21 protein-coding genes and 1 tRNA gene are annotated in these 24,133 nt (G+C 75.4%); 8 read left to right on the top strand and 14 right to left on the bottom strand.

The annotated features are described in order from the left end of the window. Positions 1-2 precede the first annotated feature (2 nt). Both C0216_RS14440 and C0216_RS14435 read left to right on the top strand, forming a co-directional pair. Positions 3-962 (top strand): STM4015 family protein, encoded by a 960-nt coding sequence (locus C0216_RS14440; protein ID WP_114055680.1) that lies wholly within the window; start codon positions 3-5, stop codon positions 960-962. Between the two features lie 92 nt (positions 963-1,054). Further along, entirely contained in the window at positions 1,055-1,885 is an 831-nt protein-coding gene (locus C0216_RS14435) for a class I SAM-dependent methyltransferase (RefSeq protein ID WP_114055679.1), read from the top strand. 15 nt (positions 1,886-1,900) lie between these two features. On the opposite strand, the gene C0216_RS14430 is transcribed toward C0216_RS14435, so the two are convergent. The 3 genes from C0216_RS14430 to C0216_RS14420 all read right to left on the bottom strand — a co-directional run bounded on the left by C0216_RS14430 (position 1,901) and on the right by C0216_RS14420 (position 5,227). Beyond that, complete coding sequence (locus C0216_RS14430; protein WP_114055678.1) at positions 1,901-2,455, bottom strand: EF-hand domain-containing protein; 555 nt, start codon at positions 2,453-2,455, stop codon at positions 1,901-1,903. Between the two features lie 275 nt (positions 2,456-2,730). Next, entirely contained in the window at positions 2,731-4,395 is a 1,665-nt protein-coding gene (locus C0216_RS14425; protein ID WP_114055677.1) for a flavin-containing monooxygenase, read from the bottom strand. Between the two features lie 151 nt (positions 4,396-4,546). Further along, on the bottom strand, positions 4,547-5,227 hold the full coding sequence (locus C0216_RS14420; protein WP_114055676.1) for a TetR/AcrR family transcriptional regulator: 681 nt from the start codon (positions 5,225-5,227) through the stop codon (positions 4,547-4,549). A gap of 165 nt (positions 5,228-5,392) precedes the next feature. On the opposite strand from C0216_RS14420, the gene C0216_RS14415 reads away from it, so the two are divergent. Together C0216_RS14415 and C0216_RS14410 are read left to right on the top strand one after the other, a co-directional pair. Next, entirely contained in the window at positions 5,393-6,994 is a 1,602-nt protein-coding gene (locus tag C0216_RS14415) for an FAD-binding oxidoreductase (protein WP_114055675.1), read from the top strand. 154 nt (positions 6,995-7,148) lie between these two features. Beyond that, on the top strand, positions 7,149-7,682 hold the full coding sequence (locus C0216_RS14410) for a flavin reductase family protein (RefSeq protein ID WP_114055674.1): 534 nt from the start codon (positions 7,149-7,151) through the stop codon (positions 7,680-7,682). A 15-nt stretch (positions 7,683-7,697) separates the two neighbouring features. Here C0216_RS14410 and C0216_RS14405 read toward each other — a convergent pair whose 3' ends face one another. Continuing rightward, positions 7,698-8,480 carry a VOC family protein gene (locus C0216_RS14405; protein WP_114055673.1) on the bottom strand — a complete coding sequence of 261 codons (783 nt, stop codon included), beginning with the start codon at positions 8,478-8,480 and terminating at the stop codon, positions 7,698-7,700. An 88-nt stretch (positions 8,481-8,568) separates the two neighbouring features. Beyond that, positions 8,569-8,811: a DUF6480 family protein gene (locus C0216_RS14400; protein WP_114055672.1), complete on the bottom strand. Its 243-nt coding sequence runs from the start codon at positions 8,809-8,811 to the stop codon at positions 8,569-8,571. A 143-nt stretch (positions 8,812-8,954) separates the two neighbouring features. Here C0216_RS14400 and C0216_RS14395 point away from each other — a divergent pair, with 143 nt between their 5' ends. Continuing rightward, entirely contained in the window at positions 8,955-10,478 is a 1,524-nt protein-coding gene (locus C0216_RS14395) for a serine hydrolase (RefSeq protein ID WP_114055671.1), read from the top strand. Between the two features lie 69 nt (positions 10,479-10,547). On the opposite strand, the gene C0216_RS14390 is transcribed toward C0216_RS14395, so the two are convergent. Then, a complete protein-coding gene (locus C0216_RS14390) occupies positions 10,548-11,573 on the bottom strand; it encodes a glutathione S-transferase family protein (protein ID WP_114055670.1) in 1,026 nt (341 codons plus the stop codon). 82 nt (positions 11,574-11,655) lie between these two features. Here C0216_RS14390 and C0216_RS14385 point away from each other — a divergent pair, with 82 nt between their 5' ends. Both C0216_RS14385 and C0216_RS14380 read left to right on the top strand, forming a co-directional pair. Further along, complete coding sequence (locus C0216_RS14385; RefSeq protein WP_246042537.1) at positions 11,656-12,624, top strand: aldo/keto reductase; 969 nt, start codon at positions 11,656-11,658, stop codon at positions 12,622-12,624. Positions 12,625-12,744: 120 nt separating this feature from the next. Beyond that, positions 12,745-13,965, top strand: coding sequence for a serine hydrolase domain-containing protein (locus C0216_RS14380; protein WP_114055669.1), 1,221 nt, complete (start codon positions 12,745-12,747; stop codon positions 13,963-13,965). A gap of 32 nt (positions 13,966-13,997) precedes the next feature. Here the strand turns inward: C0216_RS14380 and C0216_RS14375 are convergent, their stop codons facing one another. The 8 genes from C0216_RS14375 to C0216_RS14345 form a co-directional block, all read right to left on the bottom strand. Continuing rightward, positions 13,998-14,528 carry a hypothetical protein gene (locus C0216_RS14375; protein ID WP_114055668.1) on the bottom strand — a complete coding sequence of 177 codons (531 nt, stop codon included), beginning with the start codon at positions 14,526-14,528 and terminating at the stop codon, positions 13,998-14,000. After that, positions 14,525-15,862, bottom strand: coding sequence for a hypothetical protein (locus tag C0216_RS14370; RefSeq protein WP_114055667.1), 1,338 nt, complete (start codon positions 15,860-15,862; stop codon positions 14,525-14,527). Before C0216_RS14370 ends, C0216_RS14375 begins: the two co-directional genes overlap by 4 nt. A gap of 160 nt (positions 15,863-16,022) precedes the next feature. Continuing rightward, positions 16,023-16,175 carry a hypothetical protein gene (locus tag C0216_RS33875; protein ID WP_174250396.1) on the bottom strand — a complete coding sequence of 51 codons (153 nt, stop codon included), beginning with the start codon at positions 16,173-16,175 and terminating at the stop codon, positions 16,023-16,025. A gap of 289 nt (positions 16,176-16,464) precedes the next feature. Further along, positions 16,465-18,000 carry a SulP family inorganic anion transporter gene (locus C0216_RS14365; RefSeq protein WP_114055666.1) on the bottom strand — a complete coding sequence of 512 codons (1,536 nt, stop codon included), beginning with the start codon at positions 17,998-18,000 and terminating at the stop codon, positions 16,465-16,467. Between the two features lie 769 nt (positions 18,001-18,769). Continuing rightward, positions 18,770-19,036: a hypothetical protein gene (locus tag C0216_RS14360; protein WP_114055665.1), complete on the bottom strand. Its 267-nt coding sequence runs from the start codon at positions 19,034-19,036 to the stop codon at positions 18,770-18,772. 240 nt (positions 19,037-19,276) lie between these two features. Continuing rightward, a complete protein-coding gene (locus C0216_RS14355) occupies positions 19,277-21,655 on the bottom strand; it encodes a hypothetical protein (protein WP_114055664.1) in 2,379 nt (792 codons plus the stop codon). Positions 21,656-21,657: 2 nt separating this feature from the next. After that, positions 21,658-21,731: transfer RNA gene (locus C0216_RS14350), tRNA-Gly, on the bottom strand. Between the two features lie 65 nt (positions 21,732-21,796). Next, positions 21,797-22,360, bottom strand: coding sequence for a DUF4232 domain-containing protein (locus C0216_RS14345; protein ID WP_114055663.1), 564 nt, complete (start codon positions 22,358-22,360; stop codon positions 21,797-21,799). A 497-nt stretch (positions 22,361-22,857) separates the two neighbouring features. On the opposite strand from C0216_RS14345, the gene C0216_RS14340 reads away from it, so the two are divergent. After that, positions 22,858-24,039, top strand: a complete 1,182-nt coding sequence (locus C0216_RS14340; protein WP_114055661.1) for an amidase — start codon at positions 22,858-22,860, stop codon at positions 24,037-24,039. The last annotated feature ends 94 nt before the right edge of the window (positions 24,040-24,133 follow it).

The following is a 24,133-nucleotide window of genomic DNA, read 5'->3' as shown; positions in this document are numbered from 1 at the left end:
CCATGGGATATCCGGGGCGTCTGACGGAGTGGTACGGGCTTCCCGTACACGACTTCCCCGTCGGGCCGGAGGGGGACGCGGCGGCGCTGCCCGAGCCGGACGCCGTGGCGTGGCGGATCTCCGCCGACCCGCGGGAGGTGCGGGAGACCTGGCCGGAGGTCTTCGCCCGGTTCCGGGCGGCCGTGGACACGGCCCGGGTGCGGTCCCTCGTCGTCGGCTGCCGGCGCGACACGGTCGAGGTCGGCCCGGACGAGGTCAACGCCGCGATTGTGGAGGCCCGTGAGCAGTTCCCCGCCCTGCGGGCGGTGTTCCTGGGCGACATGGACAACCGTGAGCTGGAGATCTCCGCCATCCACCAGGGCGACGCCGGCAGGCTGTTGGAGGGGCTTCCGGAGCTGGAGGAGCTCGGCGTACGGGGCGGCAGCGGTCTGGAGTTCCGGGCGCTCACGCACCGCCGGCTGCGGTCCCTGGTCGTCCAGACCGGCGGAATGCCCGCGGCGGCCGTGCGCGGTATCGCCGGCAGCGGCCTGCCCGCCCTGGAGCACCTGGAGCTGTGGCTCGGGACGAGCTGGTTCGGCGGTGACTGCGAGATCGGGGACCTGTCGCCTGTCTTCGATGGGTCGCTGCTGCCGCGCCTGCGCCGCCTGGGGCTGCGCAACAGCGACATCCAGGACGAGATCGCCGCCGCGGCCGCGGCCGCGCCGGTGGTCGCGCGGCTGGAACACCTCGACCTGTCCCTGGGCGTCCTCACGGACGAGGGGGCGCGCGCCCTGCTGGCGGGCCGGCCGCCGGCCCGCCTCAAGAGCCTCGACCTGCACCACAACTACATCGGCGAGCCGCTGCGGCAGCGCCTGAAGGAGGTCTTCGAGGGCGCCGGGGTGGCCCTGGACATCCGCCCCGGGCATGCGGGCACGACGGAGTACGACGGCGAGGTGACCCGGTACGTCGCCGTCGGCGAATAGGGGGGCCGGCGGTGGTCCGGCTCGGACGGCGGCCGTGAGCGGGGCCGCCTATGCTCGGGAGGGGGGCGGCCCCGAGCCCTGGAGGCGGTCTTATGTCCGAGGCGACCGACGCGGTCGCGGCCGATCGCGCGCTGAAGGCCCGCCACCGGGCCATGTGGGCCATGGGCGACTACCCTTCCGTCGCCTCGCACGTGATTCCGGAGGCCGGCGCCCAACTCGTCAGGGAGTGCGGCGTACAGCGCGGGGACAGCGTCCTGGACATCGCGGCGGGCGCCGGCAACGCGGCGATCCCGGCCGCCCTCGCCGGCGCGGACGTGGTGGCCTGCGACCTGACGCCCGAACTCCTGGAGATCGGCAGGCAGGTGGCCGCCGTGCGCGGGGTGCGCCTGGACTGGCGGGAGGCGGACGCCGAGCACCTGCCCTTCGCCGACGGCGAGTTCGACGTCGCCATGTCCTGCTTCGGCATCATGTTCGCGCCGCACCACCAGGCGGCGGCCGACGAGATGGTCCGGGTGTGCCGCCCCGGCGGCACGATCGGCATGTCCAACTGGACGCCGCAGGGTTTCATCGGCCGCATGTTCGCGGTGATGAAGCCGTATGCGCCGCCTCCGCCGCCCGGGGCGTCGCCGCCTCCGCTGTGGGGCGACGAGGAGCACGTGTACGAGCTGCTCGGGGACCGCGTCACGGACGTGGAGGCCCGGCGCCTCGTGGTCCGCGTCGACGCCTTCCCCGAACCGGGCTCGTTCCGCACCTTCTTCAAGACCTGCTACGGCCCGACCATCGCCGTCTACCGGTCGCTGGGCGAGGACTCCGACCGTGCGGCGGCCCTGGACCGCGAACTGGACGCGCTTGCCGAGGAGCACACCCGCGACGGCGTGATGGAGTGGGAGTTCCTGCTGCTCACAGCGCACCGGACGGCCTGATTCCGGCGCCGGTCCTCACAGCGGGCCGTACAGCCAGTTCCCGGCGGCCTCGGGGTCGTCGCTGGTGAAGAACTCGATGACGGCGGCGTGGACGTCGACGGGGTCCAGGCCGCCGTCCCCGCTGCGGTCGAGCCGCCCGAAGGCGTCCTCCATGTCCTCGCGGGCGATCCCGCCGAGGGCCTCGCCCATGCGGAGGTACTCGTCGAGGACGATCCTGCCGTCGCCGTCGGCGTCGCAGAGGGCGAGCCAGGCGGCCGCCGCCTCGTGGACCGCGGTGAGGAAGGCGGCGGGGGCGGTGGCAACGGCCGTGCGGACGCCGCGCTCGTACGCGGCGCGGCCGAGCCGGCCCGTGCCGTCGCCGTCCATGTGGCGCAGGTGCGCCTCCCAGATCCGGCCCAGGGCGGCGCGCAGCCGTTCGGCCTTCTCCTGCCCGGCGGGCAGCACGGCGGCCATGCGGTCCGCGGCGGCGGGCAGGTCGGCGGCCGTGAGGTAGCCGTCCCGGTCCGTGTCCAGCAGGGCGAACATGTGCCGGAGCTTGTGCGTCAGTACCGGTGTCGCGGTGGGGGTCACGGTGGGTCCTCCTGGGTGGGCCGGGCGCGACGCGCCGATCGCCCGCGCGCACGCCGGGCGGACGGGGCGGGGCAGGGCGGGCGTCGGCCAGGCTAGTGCCGTGCGCGGGGTGCCCGGGTGGGCCGGCGTGCCCGCCGCAGGAGCGTACGAGAGCCCGCCGCACCGGCCGCGAGCTCGGGTTTTGCCGTCGGCGCCGGGCCGGGGCGCGGGGCGTGCCGAGGGGCGCGCGTTTCACCCGTCCAGCGGCGCGCACCCGCGCCGGGTGCGCCCCGTGCTCAGTGCGGGGCCGCGGCGGAGAGCGCGAAGCCGCGGTAGCCGTCCCGCGCGGAGGCCTCGCACGCCTCCCGGTAGCGGTCGGCGCCGCCCGCGTACGCGAGGAACACCCGCGGCTTGCCCGGTACGTTCGCGCCGGTGTACCAGGAGGCGGTGTCCGGGTAGAGGGTCGCGGCGGCCGTCTCGGCGACGTGCGCGCACCAGCGGTCCTCGGCCTCGGGGGTGGCGTCGATCTCGGTGAGGCCTGCGCCGCGCAGGTGGGCGATGCAGTCGGTGATCCACTCGACGTGCTGTTCGATGGAGAAGACCGCGTTGCTGAGGACGGAGGGGCTGAGGGGTCCGAGGACGGTGAAGAGGTTGGGGAAGCCGGCGGAGAGCAGCCCCAGGTGGTTGCGGGGGCCGCCGGCCCACTTCTCCCTGAGGGTGACGCCGTCCTTGCCGACGATGTCCACGGCGAGCTGGGAGCCGGTCAGTGCGTCGAAGCCGGTGGCGAAGACGATGGCGTCGGCGGGGTGCTCGCCCTCCGCGGTCCTGATCCCTCCGGGGGTGATCCGGGTGAGGGGTGTCCGGGCGAGGTCCACGAGTCGCACGTGGGGCCGGTTGTAGGCGGCGTAGTACCCGCTGTCGAGGCAGGGGCGCTTGGTGCCGAACGGGTACGTGCGCGGGGAGAGCGCCTCGGCGGTCGCCGGGTCGGCGACGATCGCGCGGATCTTGGCGCGGATGTGCTCGGCGGCGGTCTCGTTGGCCGCGCGGTCGGTGAGGATGTCCGTGTAGGTGCGCAGCAGGCCGCTGAGGAGGCCCGAGTTCCAGCCGGCCTCGTAGGCGGCCGTGCGCTCGGCCTCGTCGGCCTTGAGGGCGGATCCGGTGGGCGGTTCGACGAGGGTGCCGCCGCGGGAGCGGCGCTGGGCTGCCCGGTACTCGGGGTAGCGGGCCTTCAGCTCGGCGGTCTCGGCGGCGGTCAGCGGCCGGTTGTGGGCGGGCAGGGCGTAGACCGGGGTGCGCTGGAAGACGGTGAGGGCGGCGGCCTGTTCGGCCAGGACCGGGATGAGCTGCACGGCGGAGCAGCCGGTGCCGATGACGGCGACGCGGCGGCCGGCGAGGTCGGCGCCCTCGTGCGGCCAGTCGGCGGTGTGGAGGGTGCGGCCGGCGAAGGTGTCGGCGCCGGGGACGTCCGGCTCCTTGACGGCGGACATGCAGCCGGTGGCCAGGACGACGAACCGGGCGGTCACCGCCTCGCCGGTGTCGGTGGTGAGCCGCCAGATGTGGCGGGCCTCGTCGTATACGGCGCGGTCGACGCGGGTGCCGAGGGTGATGTCCCGGCGGAGGTCGAAGCGGTCTGCGACGTGGTGGAGGTAGCGGAGGATCTCCGGCTGGGCGGCGTACCGCTCGCTCCACTCCCACTCCTGGTCGAGTTCGGGAGAGAAGGAGTACGAGTAGGCCGCGCTCTCGATGTCGCAGCGGGCGCCGGGGTAGCGGTTGCGGTACCAGGTGCCGCCGATGTCGCCGCAGGCCTCGAAGACGCGGGTGCGCAGGCCGAGTCGGCGCAGCCGGTACAGCTGGTAGAGGCCGGCGAAGCCGGCTCCGACGACGGCCGCGTCGAGTTCCGGCTCCCCGGGGGCGGGCCGGGCGGGGTGCTGGGCGGCGGGCCGGGGGGCGGCCGTGTCCATGCGCTCTCCTGGGGGCGTCGTACGGCGGCCCGGAGCCGCTCGGCTGTGCCGGGAGCCCCAGTCTTCCCGTGCCGGCGGCCCCGCACAACGGGCGGATCCGGCCGAAGGGTGGCCGACGGGCTGCCCCGATCGGGTACCGCGGCGGGGTCGTTCAGCCGGTCCCGGCGCCGATCCCGGTCGCGGTCCCGGTCCCCGTGCCGGTCCCGGTCCCGGGCGCGGGCGTGAGCGCGGCGGCGGCCGCGAAGAGGCGGGCGCAGCGCTGTGTCATGGCCTCCGGCGACTGCTCGGGGTGCTTGGTCCACCAGCGGACGAGGGTGGCGACCATGTCCCGCCAGACGTAGGTGAGGGCGTCGGCGTCCAGGGGGTCGGCGGAGCCGGAGCGGCGCAGCAGGTCGGCGGTTCCGCCGGCGGCGAGCCGGTCGATCTCCGCCCGGTATTCGGCGGCGCGGGCGGCGGCCCCGCCCCCGGGCGGCAGGGTGGTGTCGTACAGCACGAACCACGCCTCGCGCTGCCCTTCCAGGGCGGTGAAGATGCCGTTCAGGACCCGCAGCGGGGTCTCCCCGGTGGTCCCGCCGGAGCCCATGGCGGTGGTGACGGCACCCAGGAGGCGCTCCCCGACCGGGGTCAGGCAGGCGGTGTACAGGGCCTCCTTCGTGCCGAAGTACTGGTGGAGCAGCGTCTTGGTGACGCCGACCTGCGCGGCGATCGCGGCGAGCGACGCGGCGGCGTAGCCGCGGGTGCCGAACTCCCTGGTGGCGGCCGCCAGGATCTGCTGCTGGCGGTCCCGGCGGGGGACGCCCTTGGTGCCGGCCTTGGAGCGGGGGGTTGCCATGGGCGGATATTAACAGTAAGTAATTTACCCCTGGGTAAGTTCTCTGCGGGGTCGTTCCGGCGACCCGCTCCCGCCCCTTCCTGCACCAGTGGCACCGGTACGAGCACCAGCCGCCACATCCGCCCCCCGCCCCAACGCGGGCGGGATCCGACCTCGGAGCACACCATGGCCGGCACCACCGCGCAGCCGACGTCCCGCCCCCGCTCCTGGTGGGGCTGGGGATATGCGGACGCCCATCCGGACGACGCCGAGTGCGCCGCGATGGGCGCTCTGCTCCCCGGCACCCTGCCCCGCCCGCTCCCCGTGCCGCACGTCCGCGACCTGCGCATCGGCGGCCCCGCCGCCGAGCCGCCCGCGAGCCTCGCCCACCTGGTCACCGCGGACCCCGCGGTCCGGGCGGCCCACGCGATGGGGAAGGCGTACCGGGACGTCGTACGGGCGCTGCGCGGGCGCCCCGGCCGCATCCCCGACCTCGTCGGCCACCCGGCGGACGAGCAGGACGTCGCCGACCTCCTCGACTGGGCGGGCAGCCGGGGGATCGCCGTCGTCCCGTACGGCGGCGGCTCGTCCGTCACCGGCGGCGTCGAGTACCGCGGGGACGCCCACGACGCGGTGCTCTCCCTCGACCTCACCCGCATGGGCCGCGTCCTGGAGGTCGACGCCCACGGCCGGGCCGCCCGCATCGAGGCGGGCGCCCTCGGACCGGCCCTGGAGGCGCAGCTGCGGCCGCACGGCCTGACGCTGCGGCACTTCCCGCAGAGCTTCGAGTTCTCCACGCTCGGCGGGTGGATCGCCACCCGGGCGGGCGGCCACTACGCCACCGGCCGCACCCGCATCGACGACTCCGTCCAGTCGCTGCGCGTCGTCACCCCGGCGGGGGTGAACGGCTCCTGGCGGCTGCCCGCCTCCGGGGCGGGCCCCTCCCCCGACCGCCTGTTCATCGGCTCGGAGGGGGCCCTCGGCGTCATCACGGAGGCATGGGTCCGCCTCGTGGCCCGCCCCCGGCACAAGGCGTCGGCGTCGCTCGCCTTCACCGGCTTCGGGGCCGCGCTCGACGCCGTGCGGGCCGTCGCCCAGTCCGACCTCCGGCCGGCCAACTGCCGTCTGCTGGACGCCGGGGAGGCAGCGCTGTCCGGTGTCCGCGCCGACGGCTCGGCCGTGCTCGTCCTCGGCTTCGAGTCCGCGGACGCGCCCGTCGCCGGCCTGCTGGACCGGGCCGTCGCGCTGGCCCGCGCGCACGGGGGCCGCCCCGGCGCCGGGGGCGGCGGCGACAGTACGGGCGGCGACGCCGCCGTGGCCGCGTGGCGCTCGGCGTTCCTGCGGATGCCGTACCTGCGCGACGGGCTGGCCCGCATGGGCGCCGTCGCGGAGACGTTCGAGACGGCCGCCACCTGGGACGGGATCCCCGCGCTGATCGACGCGGTGCGCAGCGAGGTCGGCGCGGCCGCCGCCAAGGCGACGGGCTACCCGGCGACGGTCAACTGCCGTCTCACGCATGTGTATCCGGACGGCGCCGCCCCCTACTTCACCGTCCTCGCCGCCGGCCGGCCGGGCGACGAGGCGGCCCTGTGGGACGACCTGAAGGCCGTCGCGAACGAGGTCCTGCACCGCCACCGGGCCACCATCACCCACCACCACGCCGTCGGCCGCGACCACCGCCCCGGCTACGACCTCCAGCGCCCCGAGCCCTTCGGCCTGGCCCTGCGCGCCGTGAAGTCCGCGCTCGACCCGCGGGGCATCCTCAACCCGGGCGTCCTGGTCGACTGAGGCGCCCGCGGGACAGGGGGTACGCGGCGCGTCGGCGGACCGGATCCCGGGCTCGCGGCGGTCGTGGCGCAGCTCGTGCTGCCCGACCGGTACGGGAAGGGCTCCGGACCCGGCCCGCGGCTGGCCGCCCGGCCCTCTCGGCCGGCGGGGATCGATGCGGCGGCAGCGGGTAGGGAGGGGGCGGGAGGTGGTGCGTGTGCCGGACACGGGCCTGGACCGGTTCACCGATCTGTTCGACGACACCGTCTGTATCGTCACCGCGCAGGCGGGAGGGGAGCGGGCCGGATGCCTGGTGGGGTTTGCCGGGCAGTGCTCCATCCGCCCGCCGCGCTTCGTCGTGTGGCTCTCCCGCCTCAACCACACCTTCCGTGTGGCGGGGGCGGCCGAGAGCCTTGCCGTCCACGTCGTGGACCGCGGCGGGCTGCCGCTCGCCGAGCTGTTCGGCGGCGAGACCGGCGACCGCGTCGACAAGTTCGCCCGGGTCGCGTGGCGGCCCGCCGCGGATGGGACGCCGCTGCTCGACGGGGCCCGCGCCTGGTTCGTCGGCCGCATCACCGCCCGCGTGGACGGCGGGGACCACGTCGGGTTCCTGCTGGATCCGGTGGAGCAGTCGCCCGACCCCGACCCGCTGCCGGACCTGCTGACGCTCCACGACGTGTGGCACGTGCGGGCGGGCCACCCCGCGTGAGGGCCCGCGGAGCCGTCAGGCGCCCGGGTCGCGGACCTCGGTGATCGTGAAGAGTGCGCCGGCCTTGTCCCGCAGCACCATCCGCCGGTCGGTCGGCGTCTGCTCGACGGGCGAGGCGGGACTGCCGCCCGCCCGGACCGCCCGCTCTGCCGCCTCGTCCAGGTCGGGCACGGCGAAGTGCACGCACCAGCGGGGGCGCAGCCGCGGGTCCGGGTCCCCGCCGACCGCGCCCCCGCTGATCCGGGCCACGGTCATGGTGCCGCGCCGTACGACGACGTGGTCGTGCTCGTACGCGACGTCCAGGGATCCCGGCCGGCCGGTCGCCCAGTCCAGGACCTCCCCGTAGAAGACGGCGGCCGCGAACGGGTCGCGCGAGCGCAGCTCCGCCCAGGCCGCCCCGTCCTCCGCAGACGTCCACTGGGAGACCACCTCGCCTTCCCAGTAGCCGAACGCCGCGCCCTCCCGGTCGGCGGCGAGCGCAGCCCGACCGGTGGCGAACGCCAGCGGCCCGACGGCCGTGGTGGCGCCGCGCTCGCGGATCCGGGCGGCGGTGACGTCGGCGTCCTCGACGGCGAAGTACGGCGTCCAGGCCATCGGGATGCCGAGGCGCGGCGCCACGGCCCCGATGCCGGCCACAGGGACCCCGCCCTGGAGTGCCACGCGGAACTCCTCGCCGAGGCGGGTGGGGCGGAAGGTCCAGCCGAGTGCCGCGCCGTAGAAGGCCTCGGCGGAGGCGAGGTCGCGGGTGGCCAGGCTCACCCAGCACGGCGCCCCGAAGATCTCCCCGCTGGTGGACATCCTCTGCAGCCCTCCGATCCCTCCGGCACCCCTTCCACTGTTCCATTCCCGCGGGGATCACGCCCTCGGGGAGCGGTCGGGCGGGGGCTCAGAGCGCGACCACGATTGCGTAGGCGAGGAAGAAGAGGGCGCAGAGCACGGCGACCGTCACGATGATCGTGAGCGGCCCGCCGGCCCAGCCGCGCTTGAGCGGCCGGTACGGCCCCGCGCCGCCGGCGGTGCTCGACTCGCCCGGCGGGGTCTCCCCCGGTTGCACACCGCCGCCCGCGGCCGGCCCGGGGGTGGCCGCCGGCTCGGGGTCGGGATTGCCTTGGCGTCCGTATTCGTTCATGCCCGGCCCCTTTCCAGCCCGGCGCCGCCCATGCGCGGCGGGGCCGGGAAATAGCGGGCGGGCGCGGTGCTTCGGAAGGGGGGCGGGCCGGGCGCCCGCAGCTTCCGCGGGCGCCCGGCGCGGAACCGCCGTTCAATGGAGTCATGCCGCGCAACCTCACACGCAGGGGAGTCGCAGTTGCCGCCGGGCTCGCCCTGGCGGCCGGGGCCGTCGCCGCCACACCTTCGCCGAGCCCCGGCGGCTTCGACGTCGCGAGGGCCCTGGACACGCTCGACGCACAGGTGCAGGAGGGCATGCGGCGCACCGGCGTGCCCGGCGTCTCGGTGGCCGTGGTCCACGACGACAAGGTCGTCTACCTCAAGGGGTTCGGTGTCCGCAGCACGGAGGCCCCGGGCGGGAGGGTCGGCCCGGACACCGTCTTCCAGCTCGCCTCGGTCTCCAAGCCGGTGGCCACCACCGTCCTGGCCCAGGCCCTCGGCGCCGACGGCTTCGACGCCCCGCTGAAGGGCGTCACCCTCAAGGACCCCTGGGTCAGCGCGCACGTCACCGCGGCCGACCTGCTCTCGCACCGCTCGGGCCTGCCGGACCACTCGGGCGACCTCCTGGAGGACCTGGGGTACAACCAGTCCTACATCCTGTCCCACCTGCGCTACGAGCCCCTCAGCCCGTTCCGCACCAGCTACGCGTACACCAACTTCGGCTTCACCGCGGCCGCCGAGGCCGCCGCCAAGGCCAAGGGCGTCCCGTGGGACCAGCTCTCCGAGGACCTGCTGTACGAACCCGCCGGGATGACCCGCACCAGTTCCCGCTTCAGCGACTACCAGAACGCGGCCGACCGCGCCCTGACCCACGTCAAGACCGAGGACGGCACCTGGAAGCCGCGTTACGTGCGCAACGCCGACGCGCAGACGGCCGCCGGCGGCGTCAGCTCCAACGCCCGGGACATGGCCCGCTGGCTCCGCCTCCAACTGAACGGCGGAAAGATCGACGGGCAGCAGGTCGTCAACGCCGACGGCCTGGCCGAGACCCACGTCCCGCACAGCATCAGCCAGCCGCCCCCCGAGCCCGGCGCCCAGCCCGGCTACTACGGCCTGGGCTGGAACGTGCGCTACGACGACCACGGCCGGCTGCGCCTGAGCCACTCCGGTGCCTTCGCGCTCGGCGCCAACACCAACGTCACGCTGGTCCCTGCCGAGAAGCTCGCCATCGCGGTACTCACCAACGGCGCCCCCACGGGCCTCCCCGACACCGTCGCCCTGAACTTCTTCGACACCGCCGAGTACGGCAAGCCCAGCCGCGACTGGCTGCCGGTGGTGGCCAAGTCCTACGAGGAGCAGCTCGGCGAGGGCAGCTCCGAGACGGACTACGCCGCACCGCCCGCCGACCCGGAGCCGGCCCGCGCCGACAGCGCGTACACCGGCACCTACACCAACCCCTACTACGGCCGCGCCACCGTGACCGCCACGTCCGGCGGCGGACTGGTCCTGCGCCTGGGGCCGAAGCCGCAGGACTACCCGCTCACCCACTACAGCGGCAGCACCTTCAGCTTCGAGACCGCCGGAGAGAACGCGGTCGGCCGCACCGGCGTGACCTTCACCGACGGCCGCATGCGGGTGGAGTACCTGGACGCCAACGGGCTGGGCACCTTCGAGAAGGCCGGCCGGTAGGAGCTGCTCGGCCGAGGCCCGGCGGCGGTCTCCGGACGCTCCCGGGCCGCGTGGCCGCCGTCTCCGGCGTCACTGCGTCATCGGCGCGTGCCGCCGGGGCGTGTGGGCCGCGGGGACCGCCTCCTGCGGCGGGACGGGGCCGGGCGGGGTGCCGTCGCCGAAGGGGCGGCCGCCCAGGACCTCGCGTCCGTGCGGGGCGAGCCACGGGGAGAGGTCCGGGCCGGCCGGGACGATCCCGGTCGGGTTGATGTCCGTGTGCACGAGGTGGTAGTGCCGTCTGATGTGGTCGAAGTCGACGGTGTCGCCGAAACCGGGGGTCTGGAACAGGTCCCGGGCGTACGCCCACAGCACGGGCAGCTCGGTGAGCTTGTGCCGGTTGCACTTGAAGTGGCCGTGGTAGACGGAGTCGAACCGCACGAGGGTGGTGAAGAGCCGCACGTCCGCCTCGGTGACGGTGTCGCCGACCAGGTACCGGGAGCGGGTCAGGCGCTCGCCGAGCCGGTCGAGCCGGTCGAAGAGGCGGTCGTACGCCGCCTCGTACGCCTCCTGTGAGCCGGCGAAGCCGGCGCGGTACACGCCGTTGTTCACGTCCCGGTAGACCGGCTCGTTCACCGCGTCGATCTCCTCCCGCAGTACGGCCGGGTACAGGTCGGGCGCGCCGGGGCGGTGGTGGGCGGTCCACTCCAGGGACAGGTCGAGGGTGATCTGCGCGAAGTCGTTCGTGACGACCTTGCCGGTGGGCACGTCGACGACGGCGGGCACGGTGATGCCGCGGTCGTACGCCGGGTCCCGCGCGAGGTAGGCGTCGCGGAGCCGCTCGATGCCGAGGACCGGGTCCCGGCCGCCGGGGTCGAGGTCGAAGGTCCAGCTGCGCTCGTCGTGGACGGGTCCGGCGACCGCCATCGGCAGGACGTCCTCCAGACCGAGGAGCCGGCGTACGATCACGGCGCGGCTCGCCCACGGGCAGGCCCGGCTCACGACGAGGCGGTAACGGCCCGGCTCGACCGGGTACCCGTCGCGGCCGTCGGCGGTGATCCGCGTGGTGAGGTACCGGGTGTCGCGCTCGTAGTCCCGGCCCGCATGGACGTAGCTCATACCGCGCGCCTACCCCGCGCCCCGGGCGGCGAACACCCCGGCCCCGGTGATCCATCCCGGCCACAGCACTAGGGTGGCGCCCATGACGACGAGTGCGAGCGGTGCGGGCGGCGGCCCCGGGCGGGTGCTGTACGGGTGCATGGGCCTCGGCGGGAGCTGGGACACCGAGCCGTACGGCCCCGCCGACGTCGACGCGGCGGAGGCTGCCGTACGGGCCGCCCTGGACGCCGGGATCACGGCCTTCGACCACGCCGACATCTACCGGCACGGCAAGTCGGAGGCCGTCTTCGGCGAGGTCCTCGCCCGCGACCCCGGGCTGCGCGGCCGCATCACCCTCCAGACGAAGTGCGGCATCCGCCTCCCCGACGGCGGCCGGCCGGGTATGTACGACCTGCGCGGCAAGAGCATCCTGCACCGGGTGGAGGAGAGCCTGGCCCGGCTGCGCACCGACGTGATCGACATCCTTCTGCTCCACCGCCCCGACCCGCTGGCGGACCCCGACGACACGGCCGAGGCGCTGGAGTCGCTGCGCCGGCAGGGCCTCGTCCGCCGGTTCGGCGTGTCCAACACGGGCGCCGCGCAGATCGCCGCGCTCCAGGCCCGGCTGGAGATGCCGCTGGTCGCCAACCAACTGGAGATGAGCCTGCACAGCCGCGACTGGGTCGAGGCGGGCGTCCTCCTCAACACGCCGCAGGCCGCCGCCAACGGCTTCCCCTTCGGCACCCTGGAGTTCTGCCGCGAGCGCGGCATCGGCCTCCAGGCGTGGGGCGCCCTGGCGCAGGGCCGGTTCACGGGCCGTCAGGAGACGCCGGCCGAGCGGGCCACGGCGGCGCTCCTGTCCCGGCTGGCCGAGGAGAAGGGCACGACACCCGAGACGGTGCTGCTGTGGTGGCTGATGCGCCACCCGGCAGGCATCGCCCCGATCGTCGGCACGTCCGACCCGGCCCGCATCCGCGCCTGCCGCGACGCGGCCCGGCGCCCCGCCCCCGACCTCACCCACGAGGAGTGGTACACCCTCTGGACCACGGCCCGCGGCACGCCCCTGCCGTAGCCGAGCCCGGGCCGGAGCCCCTGTCCCCTGCCGGGGCGCCATTTTCCCACGGGCGGATCCGCCCGGCACGGCCGTTGCCCCCGGCGCGCGGTGGGGCGGGGGCGGGCGCATAGTGCCTTTATGAGCTACCGACGGGTTGCGTCGCTCTGCGTCGCCGCTCTGGCCGCCGCGGCCTTGCACGTTCCGGCCGCGGTCCCCGCCGGTGCGGTCCCCTCCGCCGCGGGCGGCTGCGTGGCCACCCCCGCCTCCGCCGGCGGGCCGGCGGCCCGCGAGATCCGCGGCATCGTCGAGCAGGCGAAGGCCGAACTCGATCTGAGGGCGGTGCAGTTCAGTGTGGCCGTGGACGGGCAGGAGGTCGTGACGGGCGCCGTGGGCGAGTCCCGCAGCGGCGAACCCGCCACACCCGCCATGCACTTCCGCGCCGGCTCGGTCGGCATCGTCTACCTCGGCATCGTCCTGCTGCAGCTCGCCGAGGAGGGGCGGGTCCGCCTCGACGACCCCGTCTCGCGCTGGCTGCCCGACCTGCCGGACGGCGACCGCATCACGCTGAAGATGCTCGGCACCTCCACCTCGGGCCTGCACGACTACGTGACCGACCCGGTGTTCGTCAAGGAGCTGAGCGCCGATCCGAACCGGCACTGGACGCCCGAGGAACTCGTCGGGATCTCCATCCGGCACCCCCTCTGGTACCCCCCGGGGACCGACTGGAGCTACTCCCACGCCAACTTCGTCCTGCTCGGAGCGGCACTGGAGAAGATCACCGGGACCCGGCTGGACAGGCTGCTGCAGGAGCGCGTCATGGGCCCGGCGGGGCTGCGGCAGACCCGGAACGGGTACACGCCGGCCATCCCGCAGCCTGTGCTGCACGCCTTCACCGAGGACGCGGAGGGCCTGTACGTCGACTCCACGTACTGGAACCCCTCCTGGACGACGGCCCCCGGGGCGGTCCTGACCATGGACGTGTGCGACCTGGCCCGGTCGGCGCAGGCCGTCGGCGCGGGCGAGCTGCTGTCCCCCGCCTCGTACCGGCTGCAACGCGACCCGGGTACGGCCGGGTTGGGGCATGCCACCGTGAACTGCCCGGCCTCGGTGTGCCTGCGGCAGACCCGCGAGGCGCACTTCGGGGTCGGGGTCATCGTCCTCGACGGGTGGGTGATGACGAACCCCTCGTTCTTCGGCTACGCAGCCGTGCAGGCGTACCTGCCGGAGGAGCGGCTCGCGATCGCGGTGTCGACGACCACCGGCCCGCGGGCCCCGCAGGGAAACACGGCGGAGACGGTCGCCCGGCGCATCTCCGCCGCCCTCGCCCCCGACCGCCCGCTGACCCCGTTCCCGCGCTGACCCCGGTGCCGCGCTGACGCCGTCCCGGGCGGTCAGCCCGCGGAGGCCGGCTCGGGCTGCGGCTGCGGGGCCGCGTCCAGCGCCGAGATCTCGGCGAGCGACAGCCCGAGGTTCTCGTGCAGGAACCGGACGATGGTCCAGTGCGGCAGCACGCCCTCGTCCAGCGGACCGAACTCGGCGCAGTACAGCGGGATCCAGCGCAGCGCCTCCTCCGCGGCGCGCTCCCGCCCCGGCTCGGCCTGGTAGTCCTGGTAGCCGATGCTGCGGTGGTGGATGAAGAAGCGGCCCGGCAGCCGCTCCTCGCACAGGGCGCGGTATTCGCGTGTCTGGAGGATCAGGTAGTGCCAGATCTCGTCGATGTCCTGCTCGACCGGCAGGAACAGGCCGCCGAGCCGGTCGGGGTGGGAGGAGACGAGGTGGAGGTAGCGCAGGCACTCCTGGACCTGCCGCTCGGCATGTGCCCGCCCCGCGCCGGTGCGGGCCTCGGCGTACCGGACGGCCTCCTCGTGCAGGACGGGGCCGAGGAGGGCGCGCAGCGCCTCGGGGCTGGTACGGGGGCTCATGCCGTGCCTCCTTGCGGCGGCTGCGCGGCGGGCGCGGCGGCCGGGTCGTCGTGGGCGGCGAGCCAGGGGTACTTGCCCGACCTGCCGATGGGAAGGTGCGCCGCGTGGGCGGTGGTGCACGGGCGGCCGGTCAGGGCGGAGAGGCCGGAGGCGAGGGCGGAGGCCCGGTCGGCGTCCAGCGGGCGGCCGTCGAAGGTGGTGTAGTGCAGCCGGGCGGCTGCGGCGGGTCCGCCGGCGGCCACGTCGAGGCGGGCGAGGAAGACCTGCGGGGCGGTGGCGGTGACGACGTCGTCGACGTCGGCGTGGGCCACGGGGCCGTGCGGGGTGGCGAGCAGTTCCTTCTCGCGCCCGCAGAAGGCGGTGATCCTGTCCGGGTCGGGGCTGCCGTCGGCGGTGCGGACGCAGTCCCCGGAGCGGTAGCGGACCAGCGGCATGTACGGGTTGCGGATGCTGGTGACGATGAGGCTGTGGATGCCGCTGCCGGGGGCGACGGGCACGAGTTCGACGCCCATCCGGTCCAGGTAGGGGTGGTAGCGGCCGTGGCGGTCGCTGTGGAAGAGGTAGCCCAGCTCGGTGCTGCCGAACAGGTCGATGACGGGGACGTCGAACCGGTCGGCGAGATAGCGGCGGACGTTGGCCGGCGTGTACTCGTAGGCGGTCACGATGCTCGCCGGCCGGGGGAAGTCCTCCGGGTTCCACAGGCCGAAGGCCTGCGCGCGGTGCACGAGGTGGGCCAGGTGGTAGCCGGAGCAGTCCAGGTGGTAGTCGCCCTTGGGGTGTTCGGCGCAGACGCGGCGGATCTCGGCGAGCATCCGCGCGATGTCGGCGCGGCTCCACTCGGCGGGGTCCAGGTGCAGGTTCAGGTAGAGGGTGCGGTCGTCGAGCCGGCGGTCCTCGAGGGAGGGCACGGCCGCGGGTTCGGTGCCGTGCTTGCGGGCGTTGACGCGGGCGACGTGCTCGGTGGCGAGGACGGTCGTCAGCGAGACGCGCCGGCAGCCGCTCTCCCAGGTGTGGGCGAGGTCGGGGTGCTCGCTCCACAGCCGGTAGTAGGAGCGGAGCAGGAAGTACGGGGGCCGGATGAGTTGCATCCGGGCGTGGTTGGTGCCCGTCGACAGGACGTACTCGGCTTCGCCGGACTCCAGGGCGGCGGCCAGGCCCGGGGTCATCCAGTTGTCCGGGAAGCCGCGGGCGATGTCGGGCTTCTCCAGGATCGGGAAGCGGCCGCGGGCGAGGGAGGGCTGGTAGAGGGGTATGTCCCGGATGCAGGCGAGGACTTCGGCGGACGGGAGCCCGTCCGCGTCCGGGATGCCGCTCGGGGCGGGTGTGGCGTCCATGACCACCTTCGGGTGTGCGGGGCGCGGAGTGGCGGCGCGGCGGGTGCTGTCTCGGCCGCCGGGCGGGGCCGTCGGGCCGTCGCAGCGGGCAGGGGGCGGCCCTGCCGGTGCGGCGCCGGCCTCGGGGCCCCGCCTCAGGCGGTGCCGGGTGGTCCGGCCGTCAGGAGATGCAGCCGGTCTTGCCGGCGGCGCTGATGCAGCCCGCCTTCGGGGAGGAGCTGATGCACCCGTCCTTCGCGCCCTGGGCGGAGTTCGCCGCGACCCAGCGGTTCCAGACGTCGTCCTGCGTCATCTTGCGGATGAGCTGCTCCATGGGAAACCTCCGATAGATGGGGAATTGCGGCGAGAGTGCTGCTTTGCACCCGCCGCTTCCAGACAGTAAAGGGGGACCCAAGAAGCGGACAAGGGGAAACCAAGGAATCGCCGTCGGTCGGCCAGAAGGACGGCCTGAATCCTGCGCGCTCCGGCGGGAGCCGGTCCTGCTTCGAGCCGTCTGCGAGCTGCTCGGGACCGCTCGGGCCTGTCCGGAGCCGGGCGCGGCCGGCGGCGGGGCGCCGGGCCGCCCTCCGCGGCTCCGGCGCCCCGCCGGGAGGGTGTGTGCGTCAGCCTCCCGCCGCCGACGGCCCGGGGCCGGCCCCGCCGGCCTCCTGCGCGGCCGGCTCCCTGACCCGCACCGGCGCCGTGCCGGCCCCGCGGTGCCGCTCCGCCCAGCCCTCCAGGGCGGCCCGGCAGGCGTGGTCGAGGTGGCGCACCTCGGTGAGGTCGAGTTCGACAGGCCGGCCGTGCGGCAGCGCCTCCAGCGTTTCCAGGATGTGCGGCAGGCGCAGGAAGGTCGCGTTGCCGGTGAGCGCCACCACGGTGCGCCCGCCGACCAGTTCGCGTACGGTGACCTGCACCTTGGAGGTCTCCCACGCGCACTTGACGACGGCCAGCAGGAGCCCGAGGACCACGCCCTCGAACATGCTCGTCATCACGATGGCCGCGGCCGTCGCGCACAGGATGACGGCCTCGCCCCGGTGCTCGCGCCACAGCGGCACCAGCGCCTTGACGGGGATCAGCTTGCAGCCGGCGTGGACGAGCACGGCTGCGAGCGCGGCGAGCGGGATGACGCCGATGGCGGTCGGCCACAGGACCGTGAACAGCAGCAGCCACACTCCGTGCAGCACGCGGGAGAGCGATGTCGTCGCGCCGGCCTGCACGTTGGCGGAGCTGCGCACGATGACGGCGGTCATCGGGAGGGAGCCGAGGGCGCCGCAGACGGTGTTGCCGACTCCCTGCGCGACGAGTTCCTTGTCGTAGTGGGTGCGGGGGCCGTCGTGCATGCGGTCCACGGCGGCGGCGCTGAAGAGGGATTCGGCGGAGGCGATGAGGGTGAAGGCGAGGACGGTGCCGAGGACGGCCAGGGTGCCCAGTCCGCCGAGGTCGCTCAGGCTGGGCGGCTGGATGGCCGCGAGGAGCCCCTGCACCTCGACTTTCGGAACGTCCAGTCCCAGGGCAGCCGTTCCCGCGGTGGCGAGCGCGACCGCGGCGAGCGGCGCCGGCACGGCGCGCACCCGGGCGGGCGCCTTCTTCCAGGCGACGAGGACGGCGCCGGTGAACACGCCGACACCGGCCGCCGTCAGCGCGGGGGCGCTGGTCACGGTGTCGGCCAGGAGGCCGGGGATCCCGAGGATCTTGCGGAGGCCGGAGTGCGGCTGCTCCGCCCCGGCGACGGTGTACAACTGGCCGACGACCAGCACCAGTCCGATGCCCGCGAGCATGCCCTGGACCACCGAGACGGAGATCGCCCGGAACCAGCGGCCGCACCGCGCCCACCCGAGGACGACCTGGAGCAGTCCGGTGGCGAGCACGATGGGGCCGAGCATGCCGAGCCCGAATTCCCGTACGGCTTCGAAGACGAGGACGGTCAGGCCGGCGGCGGGCCCGCTGACCTGGAGTCTGCTGCCGGGCATGAGGCCGACGACGATGCCGCCGACGATGCCGGTGATGAGGCCGAGTTCGGCGGGGACACCGGAGGCGACGGCCACGCCGACGCACAGCGGCAGGGCGACCAGGAAGACGACGAGGGATGCCATCGCCTCCTTGCGGAGCAGGGCGGGGCGCCGGAATGCGGCGAACACGGAAGTGGTGTCGGTCATGGGCGGGGTTTCCCGTTCGTCGATCGGGGCGGCATGGGCGCGCCGTTTCGATGAGGGATTCACGAAGGCCTGCCTCCTGCGCCCGCAGGGGGGTTGTGCCGTGTGGGCGCGGTGTGGTCGGGTCGGGTCCGGATGCGCTGCTGGGGCGGGTGGTGCGGCACACGGGGACGGCCCCGGGAGAGCCGGGGTCGGGCGGAAAACCCGCGGCGCATTCCACACCACAGGAGCAGCGCCCAATTTACCAAGGCATTACCAATTCATGGCAGATGCATTTCTCGCCACAACGATTTCGCCATACAGGCACCTAAGGCCGGCGCTTTACGCGGGCGCACGAAATCGCTGCACGCGCCCCCCGCTCGTTCAATAGCCGGAATACCGGGCCCCGTGCACGCTGGGGAGAGTCCCGCTCGGGACTCGGACGATCCGGCCGTCGGCGGCTGCGGTGCGGTACGCGGACATCGCGCCCTCCCGTCCGGTGGCGAAGGCGGCCGTGCAGCCCGTGCGTCCCCCGAGACGGGTGCCGCGGCCTGCGGAAACGCCGGAGCCGCCCGGGGCGTCGCTACACGCGGCCGGGGAGCGGTCCGGCCGTTTCATGGTAGGCCGGGCGGGTGACATCCGCGCCCGGACGGCGCACGCCCCGGCCCGTGCCCCGGAATCCTCCGCCTGTTCTCCCGCCCGCAGGCGGAACGCCCCCCGTGCGGCAATGCGCCGGGCGAATCCCGGGTGGGGGATGCCGCCGCCGGGCGGGCGGCGTCTCCCGTGGGTGCCGCTATGCGGGGGCGGCCGCGGCGGCGAGGGGCGGGACGATGCGCATGCGCCGGCCGTCGAACTCCACCGTCTCACCGGGCAGGATCAGCAGGCCCGCCTCGTCCTCGAACGCGGTCTCGCCGACGGGGCGCACCTGGACCGCCGGGCCGAGGACGCCCGCCATGAACACCGTCGGGTCGACCTCCCACCCCCGGGCGTCCAGCCAGCGCTCCAGCGCCTCGCTGTCGGCGCTCTCCGCTCCGCGCGGCCAGTCGTACGTGTTCGCCATGCCTACCCCCTGTAGCCGTTCGAACCACGCGCCAGATGGTGCCATCCGGCTCCGACAACCGCCGGGAGGCCGGTGCGGGCTGACCCCCTGTCGGAAGGGTCCAGTCCGTCGGCTCGACGGCTGCGGCCACCGGCCCCCTGCGGATCGATGCACAAACCACCGCAGCCGCCTTGGAATCCGGCGACTCGGAGTGTGGGCGACGCCACTCCCCCGTCCCGAGCCGCGGCGCCCCCGCGCAGCTCAGCCGGCCGGCCGGCCCCGCATCCAGTGCCCGGTCGTCGTCCAGCCCTGGAAGCGGCGCGCCAGGCCGCCCAGAGCGGTGCCGTCCGCGTCGAACACCCCGCCGGCCGCGACCAGGCGCAGTCCGGCGACCGCCGGGGCCAGGCGGGCCGCGGTGTGCCAGGGCTGCCGGGCGGCTTCGGCCGCGGCGTGCCCGGCGAACGCCGCCTGCCGGTCGGGCGGGCACAGCGACAGGTGGAACAGCATCTGCCGCCACGCGTACGCCGCGTCCTTCAGCGTCCCGAGGGGCCGGGGGTGGCCCTGGACGCGGGTGACGAGCCGGCACACCGTCGCCAGGCACTCCCCCGCCAGCGCCTCCCACCCGGCCGCGGGCGCCACGTTCGCGTACCGCACCAGGACGGCCAGGTTGTGCGTGGTGAGGATCTGCGCCTGCTCGATGACGGTGCCGTTCGCCGCGGGCGACCAGGAGCGACCCGTGTCCCCGCCCGCGCGCTGCGCGCACAGCCGGTCGAAGGCCTCGACCGTGCGGGGCCGCCGGGACGGGCTGCCGAGGCCTTCCGCGGCGTGGACGACGGCCATGCTGCGCACGGCGGCGCAGTCGATGCCGTAGTAGCGGGCGTACAGGCTGCCGTCGAGGAGGTCGGCGGCGGTGCGGGCGGCGGCGAGGAACTTCGGGGTGAAGCCCCCCATGAAGATGTCGGCTGCGAGTTCCTCGGTGAACGGCGCGGACAGCTCCGCCTGCTGAGCCAGGTGGGACATCTCCCGCACCAGCGGGTTGGGCAGCAGCGTGCCGGGGAACGCACCGACGGCCAGGTCGCCGACCCGGCGCAGCGCGGCATGCGCCGCGGCCCTCGCCCGGGCCCCGGCATCGGCGTCGACGCCGTGCGCGGCGACGGCCTGCACCCAGGGCAGCTCGTCGACGCGCACCTGGTGCGCGTACTGGACCAGCAGCAGCGAACGGCGGTTGCGGAACGCCCGGTAGGTGGCGGCGGCCAGGGTGCGCAGCGCGGGGTCGGCGTGGCGGGCGGCTGTGGCGTTGGCCACGAGCTGCGGCACGAGCGCGGCCAGCACCTCCGCCGACGGCACGAGGCCGCGTTCGACGAGGGTCTCCGGCGGGGCGCTGAGCGCGCCGAACACCGCCTGCTGCAGCCGGGGCGGGACCACCGTGCCGGCCGGCAGGCCGGTGGCCTCGGCCTCGGGTACGCCGATCGGGGCGACGGGGCCGTCCACGTCGGGCGTGCCCGCGCCCTGGTCCAGCTCCGCGAGCCGGTCGGCGACGGCCGCGGCGATGCGGTGGTGCGCCGGCCGGGCGGCCTGGCGGGCCTGCTCGGCGCGCAGCCGGGCGTGTTCGGGCGAGCCGGGCCGGCCGCGCTTGGCGACGGCCGACGTCACGGCGTGCCGCAGCAGTCCCGCGAGCCTGGGCTCCTGCGGGCGGCCCGCGGCGGCGTCCTCCAGGGCCCGCAGCATGATGCCGGTGTTGCTCTTGGGGTCGCGGTGCCTGCCGCACCGCGTGTGGGCCGCCGCGAGGGTGCGGTAGCGCTCCAGCAGGCGCGCGGCCTCGGCGCACGGGGCCGCCGTACGAAGGGCGCGGGCGCCGCCGTCCCGTACGCCGGTGCGCGCCGGTGCGGCGGCTTCGGCGTCGGTGCGGGGGAGCCAGTAGGCGAGGAGTTCGTCGTCGAAGGGCCGCCACACCGACAGCGCCTCCCGCTGGGTCTCGACGGCCTCCTTGGGCCGCCGGGCCCGCAGTGCGGCGGCGGCCTCGCCGACGGTGCGGCGGTGCACCGCGTTCGGGTCCGCGGCGGGGCGGTCGGCGGGGCGCGGCAGGAACCGCAGCCGGCCCGCGAACGGCCGCAGCCGGGCGACGAGTTCGGCGGCGGCCTCGAAGTCGTCGGCGCGCACCAGCCAGGCGACGGTGAGCAGGGCCGCCTCCTCGGGCAGCGCGACCTCGTACCGGCCGCTGTCGAGGAGCTGCCACAGGCCGGCGAGGCCGTCCTCCGTCAGGGCGTGCTCGAAGAGGGCGGCGCGGTCCGCGGGCACCCCGGCCCGCCGGGCGGCCTCCTCCTCGTACGGGGCGAGCGGGCCGCCGGCGGCGGGAGTGCCGGTGGCGAAGCCGCCCCGGACGACCTCGGGGGTGACCCAGGCGGGCAGTCCGGCGACGGGCGTGCGGGAGCCGACCGCGAGGGTGCCGTCCGCCATGCCCGCGAGCACCGCCCGCCACTTCTCCATCCGTCCGGCCGCGCGGGACCGTGTGGCCGGATCGGGGTGGGCCAGCGAGGTGCGCAGCGCCCGCCGCAACTGGTCGGCGGCGTATCCGGCCGAGACGGTCACGGCGGGGCGGGCGGCGGGCGTCGGGTGCTGCTGGTCAGCGTCGTCGTTCATAGCCGGCGTGGCAGGACCTGCCCCTGCGCCCTCCGGGTAGGAAGCCCGGTGCTCTGACTGGCTGAGCTACACGCCGTTCGGTGCGCTCGACCTTAGGCGTGCGCCGGAGCGTGCGGCAACGTTTTTTCCGCAGGTCCGAGGTCAGTTGGCGGGCACCGCGCGGAAGGGGGTCGCACGGACGGTGCCGCCGCACAGGGCGAACTCGCCTCCGTCGTCCGGCGCGAGCTGGAGGCCTCCCCGGCTGTTGGGAAAGCCGACGACGAGCGAGGGCGCGACCGTCGGATCGGCACCGGAGGCGCAGTAGCCGTCGGCCTCGCCGAGGACCGGCGTGAACGTGACGACAGTCGCGGCGGTGCCGCCGACGGGCAGCAGCACGGGCTGCGGGCGGCCCTGCAGGGTGACGGTGAGCGGCCTGTTGCGGTCGGGCGAGCCCTGCCCGGCGAGGGCGAGCCGGGGGTGGCTGCCCAGGGTGCAGGGGCGGGGGCCGTCGTTGACGACGGTAATCCGCCAGCCGGTGGCGCCGACCCGCTCGGCGCTGTTCGCCACGAGCTGGTCGGTACGGCACGGCTGCGCCGGCGCCCGCAGCGCGGCGCCGTCCGCGGCCGCGGCGGGTGGCACCGCGACGGCCAGGACACCGCCGGCCAGGGCTGCCGCCAGGAGTGCCCGGCAGGCGCGGGAGGTACGGGGCTCTGCTCCAGGGGACATGACGCATCTCCGCGAGTGAGCGATGAAGCACCGGGCCGTCGGCCCGGGAGGCCGCGCCGCTCGCGGCGCTCCCTCCCAGCGTTGCACCGTCGGAGCCGGCCCGCCCGGCGGAGAGGCGTCCGGACCGGCGCCCGGGGCTGCGGCGGAAGGGCCCGGACGAACGATTCGGCCGGCTCGACCACGGCAGCACGCTCGACGCGGAGGACGGCGCCCTCCTGCGGAGCCGCATCGACGATCTGGCCCGAGCCGGTCGACGGCAGCCACGACGAGGACCCCGGCGCCGGGGGGCCGGAGGCCGAGCCTTCGTCCAACTCGTCGGACAGACACAGCGGTTCGCGCCAAGCGCAGCGGCCGACGGGCAACGCGCCGGGGCGGAGGGACTTGGGGCCTGTATTGAGGTGCAGGTGTTCCGTGGCTGCCAAAGACAGCCCGGCAGACGTGCCGTGACCCTTCACACGCCGTGGCGGCCCCGCCCGCCGACCGGCGATCATGGGGGGATGCGAGCCCCTCAGCCCTCCCCCGCCGCCGACGAGTTCGCGCGGCTGTCCGCGTGTGCGACCGCCGAGGCCGTCAACGGCCGGCAGGTGTCGGCGCGGGAGGTGGTGGGCGCCGCGCTGGGGCGGGTGCGGGAGCACGACGGGCGGCTGCGGGCGTTCACCGCGGTGTGGGACGAGCTGGCCGCCGGGTACGCCGACGCCGTCGACCGCAGGGTCCGGGCCGGTGAGCGGCTGCCGCTGGCCGGGGTGCCGCTGGCCGTGAAGGGCACGGAGGGGCTGGCGTCCCTGCAGACGGTGCGGCTGGTCGCCGCGGGGTGCGTGCCCGTCGGCGCGACCTCCACGCCCGGCCGGGGCACCCGTTGGCAGACGTACGGCACCACCGCCCGCGGTGTCACCCTCAACCCGTTCGACCCGCGGTGGAGCCCGGGCGGTTCGAGCGCGGGGTCGGCCGTGGCGGTGGCCGCGGGCATGGTGCCGCTGGCCACCGGGAGCGACGGGGCGGGGTCGGTGCGCATCCCGGCGGCCTGGTGCGGCGTGATCGGGCTGAAGCCGACCAACGGCCTGGTGCCGGCGCGCGACCGGGCGGGGCTCAACGTCGCCGGCCCGCTCGCCCGCCGTCCTGAGGACGCCGCCGCCTACTTGGACGCGCTCACCGGCGCACCCCCGGCGGAGCGCGGCCCGACCCGCCCGCCGCGCACGGCCTGGTCGGCGACGCTCGGCTTCGCGGCGGCGGAGCCGGCCGTGGCGCGCACGGCCCGGGCGTACCTGGGGGCGCTCGCGCGCGCCGGCGCGGTCGATCCCGTCGGCGTGCCGGTGGTCCTGCCGGATCCGGCAGCGTGCTGGGAGGCCCTGCGCGGGCGCGGGGCGGACGCCGGCGCCGAGCGTGCCGCGCACCGCACCCGGGCCTCCCTCCGGCGGGCGCTCGACGCGGTGTTCGCGGAGGCGGAGTTGGTGGCGACACCGACGACGCCGAACGCCCCGCACGGCCACGACGGCCCCGGAGACACCCTCAGCGTGGCGCTGACCTGGGCGTTCAACATCAGCGGCCATCCCGCCATCAGCCTGCCGGCCGGGTTCACGCCGGCGGGCGAGCCGGTCGGACTGCACCTCGTGGCCCGCCCGCACCGGGAGGCGGACCTCCTCGCCGTGGCGGACGCCGCCACCCGCACGGCCCCCGTCTGACGCGGACCGGGGCCCCTCCGGTGGGCCGATCGGCGGCAGTTCGGGCACGACTCGGTACCCGCGGTGGACCGGAACCCGACCGCGGGGACTATGA

Source organism: Streptomyces globosus (assembly GCF_003325375.1).
Classification (GTDB): Bacteria; Actinomycetota; Actinomycetes; order Streptomycetales; family Streptomycetaceae; genus Streptomyces; species Streptomyces globosus_A.
Note: the sequence above shows the minus strand (reverse complement) of the source record. Positions and strands in the feature narration are given on the sequence as shown.

Excerpts from the sequence above, each read along its gene's own strand:
- C0216_RS14440 (WP_114055680.1), top strand. The coding sequence starts at position 3 with ATGGGATATCCGGGGCGTCTGACGGAGTGGTACGGGCTTCCCGTACAC.
- C0216_RS14435 (WP_114055679.1), top strand. The coding sequence starts at position 1,055 with ATGTCCGAGGCGACCGACGCGGTCGCGGCCGATCGCGCGCTGAAGGCC.
- C0216_RS14425 (WP_114055677.1), bottom strand. The coding sequence starts at position 4,395 with ATGGACACGGCCGCCCCCCGGCCCGCCGCCCAGCACCCCGCCCGGCCC.
- C0216_RS14420 (WP_114055676.1), bottom strand. The coding sequence starts at position 5,227 with ATGGCAACCCCCCGCTCCAAGGCCGGCACCAAGGGCGTCCCCCGCCGG.
- C0216_RS14415 (WP_114055675.1), top strand. The coding sequence starts at position 5,393 with ATGGCCGGCACCACCGCGCAGCCGACGTCCCGCCCCCGCTCCTGGTGG.
- C0216_RS14410 (WP_114055674.1), top strand. The coding sequence starts at position 7,149 with ATGCGGCGGCAGCGGGTAGGGAGGGGGCGGGAGGTGGTGCGTGTGCCG.
- C0216_RS14405 (WP_114055673.1), bottom strand. The coding sequence starts at position 8,480 with ATGTCCACCAGCGGGGAGATCTTCGGGGCGCCGTGCTGGGTGAGCCTG.
- C0216_RS14400 (WP_114055672.1), bottom strand. The coding sequence starts at position 8,811 with ATGAACGAATACGGACGCCAAGGCAATCCCGACCCCGAGCCGGCGGCC.
- C0216_RS14395 (WP_114055671.1), top strand. The coding sequence starts at position 8,955 with ATGCCGCGCAACCTCACACGCAGGGGAGTCGCAGTTGCCGCCGGGCTC.
- C0216_RS14390 (WP_114055670.1), bottom strand. The coding sequence starts at position 11,573 with ATGAGCTACGTCCATGCGGGCCGGGACTACGAGCGCGACACCCGGTAC.
- C0216_RS14385 (WP_246042537.1), top strand. The coding sequence starts at position 11,656 with ATGACGACGAGTGCGAGCGGTGCGGGCGGCGGCCCCGGGCGGGTGCTG.
- C0216_RS14380 (WP_114055669.1), top strand. The coding sequence starts at position 12,745 with ATGAGCTACCGACGGGTTGCGTCGCTCTGCGTCGCCGCTCTGGCCGCC.
- C0216_RS14375 (WP_114055668.1), bottom strand. The coding sequence starts at position 14,528 with ATGAGCCCCCGTACCAGCCCCGAGGCGCTGCGCGCCCTCCTCGGCCCC.
- C0216_RS14370 (WP_114055667.1), bottom strand. The coding sequence starts at position 15,862 with ATGGACGCCACACCCGCCCCGAGCGGCATCCCGGACGCGGACGGGCTC.
- C0216_RS33875 (WP_174250396.1), bottom strand. The coding sequence starts at position 16,175 with ATGGAGCAGCTCATCCGCAAGATGACGCAGGACGACGTCTGGAACCGC.
- C0216_RS14365 (WP_114055666.1), bottom strand. The coding sequence starts at position 18,000 with ATGACCGACACCACTTCCGTGTTCGCCGCATTCCGGCGCCCCGCCCTG.
- C0216_RS14360 (WP_114055665.1), bottom strand. The coding sequence starts at position 19,036 with ATGGCGAACACGTACGACTGGCCGCGCGGAGCGGAGAGCGCCGACAGC.
- C0216_RS14355 (WP_114055664.1), bottom strand. The coding sequence starts at position 21,655 with ATGAACGACGACGCTGACCAGCAGCACCCGACGCCCGCCGCCCGCCCC.
- C0216_RS14345 (WP_114055663.1), bottom strand. The coding sequence starts at position 22,360 with ATGTCCCCTGGAGCAGAGCCCCGTACCTCCCGCGCCTGCCGGGCACTC.
- C0216_RS14340 (WP_114055661.1), top strand. The coding sequence starts at position 22,858 with ATGCGAGCCCCTCAGCCCTCCCCCGCCGCCGACGAGTTCGCGCGGCTG.